The organism is Microcystis sp. M109S1, assembly GCF_020247025.1.
In the GTDB taxonomy this organism is placed as follows: domain Bacteria; phylum Cyanobacteriota; class Cyanobacteriia; order Cyanobacteriales; family Microcystaceae; genus Microcystis.
In genome coordinates, this window is the sequence record NZ_JADBRW010000442.1 from 1 (window position 1) to 7,942 (window position 7,942).

Below are 7,942 nucleotides of genomic sequence, written 5' to 3' on the forward strand. Positions count from 1 at the left end.
ACTGCCAAAACTATTGGATGTTCTTTGATTCTTTCTACTGTACTTTTAGCTTGGGCGGCAATTATATCTGAGGGTTGAAAATAGGGTGAATTCCAAAAGTCGTAGGTGGCACTGGCGGCGGCTAGATTTCCCGAAGCTTGTTGAACACTTGTACTAAATTGGCTGGCCAAATTTTCCACGATACTGAATAAATTTTCACAACTCGATCGCTACAACTATCCGGCCAAGAACTACAATAACCCTAGCATCTGTGTGAAAAAAGGCCTATCTATGCAACTTTCGCCCCAAGAAAAAGATAAATTACTCATTTTCACGGCGGCACTGCTCGCCGAAAGACGCAAAAATCGCGGTATCAAGTTAAATTATCCCGAAGCGATCGCCTATATTAGCGCCGCCATCCTCGAGGGTGCTAGGGAAGGTCGTAGCGTGGCTGAATTGATGAGTTACGGCACTACTTTATTAACTCGCGAGGAGGTAATGGAAGGCATCCCGGAAATGATTACGGAAGTGCAGATCGAAGCGACTTTTCCCGATGGTACTAAATTAGTTACCGTTCACAATCCCATTCACTAACAGGAGATTTTTAGCAGTTATGATTCCGGGAGAAATTATCACACCATCTGGAGCGATCGAGATTAATGTCGGTCGCGACACCCTGCGTATTTCTGTGGCTAATACAGGCGATCGACCGATTCAAGTGGGTTCCCACTATCATTTTTATGAAGTTAATCAGGCCTTGGAGTTTCAGCGCGAATTAACCAAAGGAACCCATCTGAATATTCCCGCGGGTACATCAGTTCGATTTGAACCGGGAGACACGAAAGAGGTGGAATTAGTTACCGTCGCGGGAACTGAAGAAATTTATGGCTTTAATGGTTTAATTAATGGTTCCCTCAAGGGCAAGAAAAAGAAAAAGTAAGGCCTTAACGGAAAAATTATCACAGTTCGATCGCTCAATTATGGTAAAATCAAGGCAACGATAACTAATTCTTTCCAAGACTATGACGACGGTAAAAATTGGCATCATTGGCGGCAGTGGTTTGTATAAAATGGATGCCCTCAAGGATGTGCGGGAAGTATCCCTCGATACTCCTTTTGGTTCTCCTTCCGATGCTTTAATTCTCGGTACTTTAGAGGGAACAGAAGTCGCCTTTTTAGCGCGTCATGGCAGAAATCACCATTTTTTACCGACCGAATTACCCTTTCGAGCTAATATTCATGCTCTCAAACAATTAGGGGTTGAATATATTATTTCCGCTTCAGCCGTTGGTTCCCTAAAAGCCGAAGTTAAACCCCTAGATTTAGTCATTCCCGATCAATTTATTGACAGAACTAAAGAGAGAATAGCGACTTTTTTTGGGGAAGGAATTGTTGCTCACGTTGCCTTTGGTGATCCCATTTGTCCCCAATTAGCCGAAATTTTAGGGGATGCCGTCGCTAGTTTAAACCTACCGGAAGTTACCTTGCATCGCGGCGGTACATACCTCTGTATGGAAGGGCCGGCTTTTTCCACTAAAGCGGAATCAAATCTCTATAGAAGTTGGGGGGCAACCGTGATCGGTATGACCAATTTAACCGAGGCCAAATTAGCCCGAGAAGCAGAAATTGCCTACGCTACCTTAGCCCTAGTTACCGATTACGATTGTTGGCATCCCGATCACGATCATGTCACGGTAGAAATGGTGATCGAAAATCTACACCATAACGCTATTAATGCCCAAAAAGTTATCCAAGAAACGGTGCGCCGTCTGGTAGCTAATCCTCCCGTTTCCGCCGCTCATTCTGCCCTTAAATACGCTATTCTTACCCGTCTAGATTCCGTTCCCGTCGCCACTAAAGAAAAATTAGCTCTCTTTTTGAAAAAATATCTTGAAGAGATAGAGAAATAGTAGAAAAAAGTCTTCGATGAATCTAGAAATGGGTCAAATTTATCGCTGTCAACCAGACGATAAATTTGACCCAAATTCTAGGTTATCTCTAGCTTAACTAGCTAGATATTCTCTAATGTTGCCCCTGCGTTTTCTTAATTTAGCGATCGCTTCTCGTTCGATCTGACGCACGCGTTCACGACTGATATTGAGTCGAACGCCAATTTTTGCTAAGGTGAGGGGCTGCCCATTATCTAAACCAAAACGCAGACAAATCACTTCTTTTTGTTGAGGGGTGAGGTCTGCCATCAGTTTTTCCAAATCCACTTGGAGGGAAGAATAGGCAGTGTAATCTTCGGGGGAAAGTCCCGTATCTTCCAAGAGTTCCCCTAATTCCGTGTCTTGATTGTCCCCCACCTTTAAGTCAAGGGAAAGGGGTTGACGGGACCTTTCCAAGTAGTCTCGCACCTGTTTGGGAGTTAGGTCTAATTCCTCGGCTAATTCGGCAATGGTGGCAGCGCGACCTTTATCTTGAGCTAGTTGACGCTGGGCTTTTTTGATTTTATTCAGTTTTTCGGTGATGTGGATGGGCAGACGGATGGTGCGACTTTTTTCTGCGATCGCCCGGGTGATGGCTTGGCGAATCCACCAATAAGCATAGGTGGAGAAGCGATAGCCTTTGGTGGGATCGAATTTTTCCACACCTCTTTGCATCCCAATCGTTCCCTCTTGGATGAGGTCTAATAGATCTAGATTGCGTTTTAGGTATTTTTTAGCGACGGAAACCACTAGACGCAGGTTCGCTTCTACCATCTTGCGTTTGGCGAAATCCCCTGCCCCCAATTCTCGACGGAGTTGTTCTTCACTAATTTCCGCCGCTTCTGACCACTGGCGATCGCTGGGTTCGCTGCCGAGTTTAGCCCTTAGGGATTCCTTGATTTTTTCCAGAAAAATTAATCTTTGCACCTGTTTCGCGTAGAGAATTTCTTCTTCATGGGTGAGAAGGGGAACTCGGCCAATTTCTCTGAGATAGGCGCGAACTGGATCGGTGGGGTTTTTCGAGGTTTTCATGAGTGCGCGTCGGTTGAGGGTTGATATTCAGGGATTGATGGCGTTTTTCAGATCGCTTCCCCAGGGGCAGTTAAGGAGATGCTATCAGGGCTTTTTCTAGTTTTGTAAAGATAGCAGTGAGTGATCACTCAAGGATATAGAGAAATCTAATTGAAGATTTAATTGCCTCTATAGTCCTTTTTTTGGCTATATATAGAGTTTATGGGCATAAATGGCAAGTACTAAGAACCTTGGTTATTTAACCAATATTACAACAATCATTAAATATTGTAAAGTTTATGAGAAAAAAAAATCATCCATCTCAGGAACGCACCGATGAAGAGGAGGTTTGAGTATCCCTACTCATAGATTACCCAAAGGTTTCCGAGCGGGATGCAATCTAGATGACAAAATGAGCAATTTTCTCAGATAGCGATCGCAGAGTGAGCGGTGAGGGGTTTGTACTAAAATGTCCAATACTCAGTTTAAATAGGGTCTGCTGAAAAAGTTTTTCGGTGGTGGTAGGGTGTGGGGTGTGGGGTGTGGGATTTTACCGATTTTCAGGGAAAAAGTCCCGGAATTTTCCCCCGGATCACTCCCATATCCGGTACTTTTTGATTGACAAAAAGTCTAAAAGTCTTATCTAACAAGGTTTTTAGATTTATTCAGCTAACCCTAAATAGGGTCTGCGGCAAAAAGTTTTTCGTGGGGGTAGGGTGTGGGGTGTAGGGTGTGGGGTGTAGGGTGTGGGATTTTACCGATTTTAAGGGAAAAAGTCCCGGAATTTTCCCCCTGATCACTCCCATGGCCAGTACTTTTTTTTGATTGACAAAAAGTCTAAAAGTCTTATCTAACAAGGTTTTTAGATTTATTCAGCAGACCCCAATTAGGGTCTGCGGCAAAAAGTCGCTCAGGGAATTATGCTATTAAATGCCAAGAATTTGTCGCCCCAGTGATCTTGTCTGGCAATTTTGAACTACTCCAATCCGCTTCGCGCTCGATGGTCGTTTCTGACGCTTAAGTGCTATTTTGGTTTAGTTTGGACGCTAATAGGGCCATTAACGCGGGTTTGACAGGCTAAACGATAATTTTCGGGTTTTTTCTTCAGACGGCGCTGTTCAAAGTCGGTTTTAGCCGAGAGATTTTCCATACCCTCGACAATTGCCACTATACAAGTACCACACTGACCGTAACCGCCACAATTCATCAATTTACCGCCAAAAGTGTAGATATCAACGCCATTCTGGATTGCTTTCTCTCGTAAATTCGCCCCATCTGCCGCTACCACGATCTTATTCTCTTTGACGAAGTTGATGTTACCCATGACTGTGTTACCCTAAATTTTTGCAAATTAATATTAAAAAATATTAAATTTTTTCGATTGTAACATTTTTGGCTCGCTGTTCTAAATATTCGGCGATGCCAATAGCGATCGCTTTTTTGCCGATAAATTTCCCTAATGCCGCTTTTGTGACCAAATAAGCCACCTGTTCCCCTTGATCGCCCTTTTCCTCACCCCGATTAGCAATGACGGCCTGATAGCCCTTTTCTAGGCGTTTACGGGCGATTTCCAGTAACTCCTCCTGACTGACTCCCTCCTGATACTTGAAAGTCACCATCTCTAAATCGGGAAATTTTTCTCTCACCTTGTCAATCACTTTTTCCGTCGGCACAAAATTAAGATTTAACTGCCCACCACTGGGAATTTTACCAAAAAAAGGGCTTTCTAAGCGATAATCTGCCACTGCAGCCGAAAAAATACCAAATTTATAATTTTTACTCTCTAATTCTCCCATAACCTTCCCTAGATACTCGTCATAAGTTTCAATAATTTCATGGGGTAAATAAGCGGGAGGTGTATAGCTGCCGCGTCCGTGGATTAATTGCACCTTTGCCCCGCGCAGGTACAATTCTTCTGCAATAGCGACTCCTAATTGTCCGGTAAAACGATTGGTTAAACGACGAATATTATCGATAATAACGGGTGTGGGTCCACCAGTGACTAAAATCGGCATATTTTTCAGGACAGAATTACTGAGAATCCCACAGGCTGCTACGGTAATCTCTTTTTCCCCGGGGAGATTGTGCTTACCGTAATCATCCCGGGGTGACATAATCTGGACTCCCAAGCGATCGAGAGTTTGCAAAGATTCGGTCAGAATAGCATTATGTAAACTGCCGTGCATGGTGGGGACAAGCAGAATTTTAGTTTTTCCCTTTTCCTGTCGTCCCAAGGCCGAGGCCAAGCATGAAGTGATCACTCCGTCAGCTATTCCGTAACGAAACTTATTAATCGTGTTATAGGTAGCGGGGGCGACTAAATAAAGATCAAAGGGAGATTGATCGCTTAAATGTTCTGCTTTTGCCGTTAATTGGCTAATTACGGGATTAACCGTACTCCATTCCAAAGCTTCCTTAGTGACGTATCTTAAAGCTTCTTCCGAGACAAAAGCCACGACTGTAGCCCCGAATTTACGCAAAGATCGGGCAATTAGCGGCGCTTTCATGGCCGCAATCCCTCCCGTTACCAGTAAAGCAATACGTTTACCCCAGAGATGATGACTTTCTAAGGGTACTTCGCGATCGCTTAATGGCGAATCCGTCGGAGAAGAGAAATTCCAAGTCATAATTTTCAGTGATCAGTAAACAGTAAACAGTAATCAGTGAACTGAAAACTCAAATCTGATATCTGATCACTGATTCGGTTATCCCTATTCGGGATTTGTCTATCCCTGAGGGAGAAACTGGTTATCCTAGTAAATAAAGGGTTGCTTCGGTGTTCTTATGATTGACAAAATTTTAACTAAAGTTCGATCGCTTGCCAAGCCGCTATTAGTTCTAGGATTAGTGACAACGCTGATTTTAGGCAATGTTCCCAGTGCTTTGGCGGCATCGGGGGGTAGAATGGGGGGCGGTAGTTTTCGCGCTCCTAGTCGCAGTATTAGCCCTTCTAGAGGTGGTGGTTACAGTTCCCCCGGTTACGGTGGAGGTATTGGTTTTCCCTTCCTTTTGCCCTTCTTTTGGGGTGGTGGTGGCGGTGGCTTAATTTCTCTGTTAATCTTTTTTGCTATTGCCAATTTCCTCGTTAATGCTTTCCGTAATGGTGGAGGCAGTGATGAGAATGGTATGGCTGTTGAACCGGGATATGAAACCGTCTCCGTGGCTAAAGTACAGGTGGGTTTGTTGGCAAATGCCCGTTATCTGCAACAAGAATTAAATCAAATCGCCCTAACTGTGGATACTAGCACCTCCGAGGGGCGCGTCGATGTCTTACAAGAATCCGCCCTCGCCCTGTTGCGTCATCCGGAATACTGGGTTTATGGTAACGTCGATTGCCAACAAACCAGCCTCAGCAGTGCAGAAGCGAAGTTTAATCAGTGGTCTCTCAACGAACGCGGTAAACTAACGGCGGAAACCTTAACTAATTACAATAATCAACTGCGTCAAGGTTCTCAAGAAAATATTTTACCCGAATCGGCTGGAGAATTAGCTAAAACCGCACCGGAAGGCTATATTTTGGTGACTATTTTAGCCGGCATTGTCGGTAAATTTTCTCTAGCCAAAATTAATGATTCCCAAGACTTGAAACAAGCCCTGCAACAAATTGGTAGTATGGGAGGCGATCGACTTTTAGCGGTAGAAGTGATTTGGACTCCTCAAAGCGAGGGTGATATTCTCAGTCAAGACGACATTCTCGCTAATTATCCCGATCTGAAATTGGTGTAATTTGTCGGGGTATAATACCAGATATTGCCCAAAATCTCCCTTTTGCAGGGAGATTTTTTGATTATTAAGGAATTGCTGCCATTAACAATATAATTCCTGAATCCACTGCCATTCTTGGGCTAATCCTTCGGCTAAAGAGACTTGGGGATTATAACCTAGAATAGTACGGGCTTTGGTGACATCGGCGGCGGTGTGACGGGCATCTCCCCGGGCGAGTCCTTGATGCGATCGCTCGATAGGTTTACCGATGACTTTTTCCATGGTATCCAAGACATCCAACAATACCACGCGACTACCACCACCAATATTAAACACCTCCCCCACCGCTTCCGGCACTAGGGCAGCGGCTAAATTAGCGGCTACAGCATCGCTAATAAAGGTAAAATCGCGGGTTTGTTTGCCATCTCCGTAGATGCCGATGGGTTTACCTGCGATCGCTGCTTGAAAAAACTTATGGAAAGCCATATCGGGACGTTGCCGCGGTCCATAAACGGTGAAATAACGCAAGGCAGTGACGGGAACGTTAAAATTCTGCTGATATAGCCAACAGAGTCTTTCTGCCGCTAATTTGGTGATGCCGTAGGGTGAAACTGGTTGGGGACAAAGGGTTTCGGGAGTCGGCATCGTTTCCGCATTGCCATACACCGAGGAAGTGGAAGCAAAAACCATCCGTTGTAAAGAAGGGGTTTCCTTAGCGGCCTCAAGAATGATTTGAGTGGCATTTATATTCCTTTCGGTATATTGACGAAATCCATCACCCCAGCTTGCTCTGACTCCTGCTTGGGCTGCCTGATGGAATAATACTTCTACTCCTTGCAACAGTTGTCGCCAGTCAAGGGCTTGTATATCCGCTTCAATTAACTTAAATTCGGGATATTTTGCTAGAATATGGGCATTTTTGCGCTTTAAACTGGGGTCGTAATAATCGTTAAATTGATCGATACCGATCACCTGATCTCCTTGTTCTAAAAGCTTTTGTGCCAAGTTAGAACCGATAAAACCCGCGACACCAGTAACAATATGAGTAGCCATTTAATCCTAGTCGTTGATATTTTGTATCGATTGTAAGCTAAGACGCATTTAAACTGCTTATTCTTAGATTAGCAGAATCTCCCCCGGTGGTGATTCGGTAGTAGTGATGGCGGCTTAATCCTTTGGGCTCTTCGGTTTGTGTTATGCAATGGACGGGGGTTATAAGGGATGGAACCCCTATATAGAAAGGCATTTAGCGATTTTTGTCAATTATTTTCGATCTAGAGCGAACTAATCAATTAAATCCCTTGCCAGATAAGGATTTA

The 7,942-nt window shown here is 44.2% G+C and carries 8 protein-coding genes and 1 pseudogene; 4 read left to right on the forward strand and 5 right to left on the reverse strand.

Translation table 11 applies throughout. The features are described 5' to 3' along the window. Positions 1–197, reverse strand: a pseudogene (locus IM322_RS21740) (IS4 family transposase); the annotation flags it as partial. Between the two features lie 73 nt (positions 198–270). On the opposite strand from IM322_RS21740, the gene ureA reads away from it, so the two are divergent. The 3 genes from ureA (at position 271) to IM322_RS21755 (ending at position 1,889) form a co-directional block, all read left to right on the forward strand. Continuing rightward, positions 271–573 carry an urease subunit gamma gene (gene ureA / locus IM322_RS21745; RefSeq protein ID WP_002738360.1) on the forward strand — a complete coding sequence of 101 codons (303 nt, stop codon included), beginning with the start codon at positions 271–273 and terminating at the stop codon, positions 571–573. Between the two features lie 19 nt (positions 574–592). Continuing rightward, entirely contained in the window at positions 593–919 is a 327-nt protein-coding gene (locus tag IM322_RS21750) for an urease subunit beta (RefSeq protein ID WP_287676122.1), read from the forward strand. An 82-nt stretch (positions 920–1,001) separates the two neighbouring features. After that, positions 1,002–1,889 carry an S-methyl-5'-thioadenosine phosphorylase gene (locus tag IM322_RS21755; RefSeq protein ID WP_287676123.1) on the forward strand — a complete coding sequence of 296 codons (888 nt, stop codon included), beginning with the start codon at positions 1,002–1,004 and terminating at the stop codon, positions 1,887–1,889. A 93-nt stretch (positions 1,890–1,982) separates the two neighbouring features. Here the strand turns inward: IM322_RS21755 and IM322_RS21760 are convergent, their stop codons facing one another. From IM322_RS21760 to IM322_RS21770, 3 genes are all read right to left on the reverse strand, one after another. Beyond that, positions 1,983–2,939 (reverse strand): RNA polymerase sigma factor, RpoD/SigA family, encoded by a 957-nt coding sequence (locus IM322_RS21760; RefSeq protein WP_287676124.1) that lies wholly within the window; start codon positions 2,937–2,939, stop codon positions 1,983–1,985. A 1,003-nt stretch (positions 2,940–3,942) separates the two neighbouring features. Then, on the reverse strand, positions 3,943–4,242 hold the full coding sequence (locus IM322_RS21765) for a 2Fe-2S iron-sulfur cluster-binding protein (RefSeq protein ID WP_287676125.1): 300 nt from the start codon (positions 4,240–4,242) through the stop codon (positions 3,943–3,945). Positions 4,243–4,285: 43 nt separating this feature from the next. Continuing rightward, complete coding sequence (locus tag IM322_RS21770) at positions 4,286–5,545, reverse strand: phosphopantothenoylcysteine decarboxylase domain-containing protein (protein WP_287676127.1); 1,260 nt, start codon at positions 5,543–5,545, stop codon at positions 4,286–4,288. Between the two features lie 157 nt (positions 5,546–5,702). Between IM322_RS21770 and IM322_RS21775 the strand changes: the two genes are divergently transcribed. After that, complete coding sequence (locus tag IM322_RS21775) at positions 5,703–6,644, forward strand: DUF1517 domain-containing protein (RefSeq protein ID WP_287676128.1); 942 nt, start codon at positions 5,703–5,705, stop codon at positions 6,642–6,644. An 81-nt stretch (positions 6,645–6,725) separates the two neighbouring features. Here the strand turns inward: IM322_RS21775 and IM322_RS21780 are convergent, their stop codons facing one another. After that, positions 6,726–7,676 carry an NAD-dependent epimerase/dehydratase family protein gene (locus IM322_RS21780; protein ID WP_287676129.1) on the reverse strand — a complete coding sequence of 317 codons (951 nt, stop codon included), beginning with the start codon at positions 7,674–7,676 and terminating at the stop codon, positions 6,726–6,728. Positions 7,677–7,942: the final 266 nt, after the last annotated feature.

Excerpts from the sequence above, each read along its gene's own strand:
- IM322_RS21770 (WP_287676127.1), bottom strand. The coding sequence starts at position 5,545 with ATGACTTGGAATTTCTCTTCTCCGACGGATTCGCCATTAAGCGATCGC.
- IM322_RS21760 (WP_287676124.1), bottom strand. The coding sequence starts at position 2,939 with ATGAAAACCTCGAAAAACCCCACCGATCCAGTTCGCGCCTATCTCAGA.
- IM322_RS21750 (WP_287676122.1), top strand. The coding sequence starts at position 593 with ATGATTCCGGGAGAAATTATCACACCATCTGGAGCGATCGAGATTAAT.
- IM322_RS21755 (WP_287676123.1), top strand. The coding sequence starts at position 1,002 with ATGACGACGGTAAAAATTGGCATCATTGGCGGCAGTGGTTTGTATAAA.
- IM322_RS21780 (WP_287676129.1), bottom strand. The coding sequence starts at position 7,676 with ATGGCTACTCATATTGTTACTGGTGTCGCGGGTTTTATCGGTTCTAAC.
- ureA (WP_002738360.1), top strand. The coding sequence starts at position 271 with ATGCAACTTTCGCCCCAAGAAAAAGATAAATTACTCATTTTCACGGCG.
- IM322_RS21765 (WP_287676125.1), bottom strand. The coding sequence starts at position 4,242 with ATGGGTAACATCAACTTCGTCAAAGAGAATAAGATCGTGGTAGCGGCA.
- IM322_RS21775 (WP_287676128.1), top strand. The coding sequence starts at position 5,703 with ATGATTGACAAAATTTTAACTAAAGTTCGATCGCTTGCCAAGCCGCTA.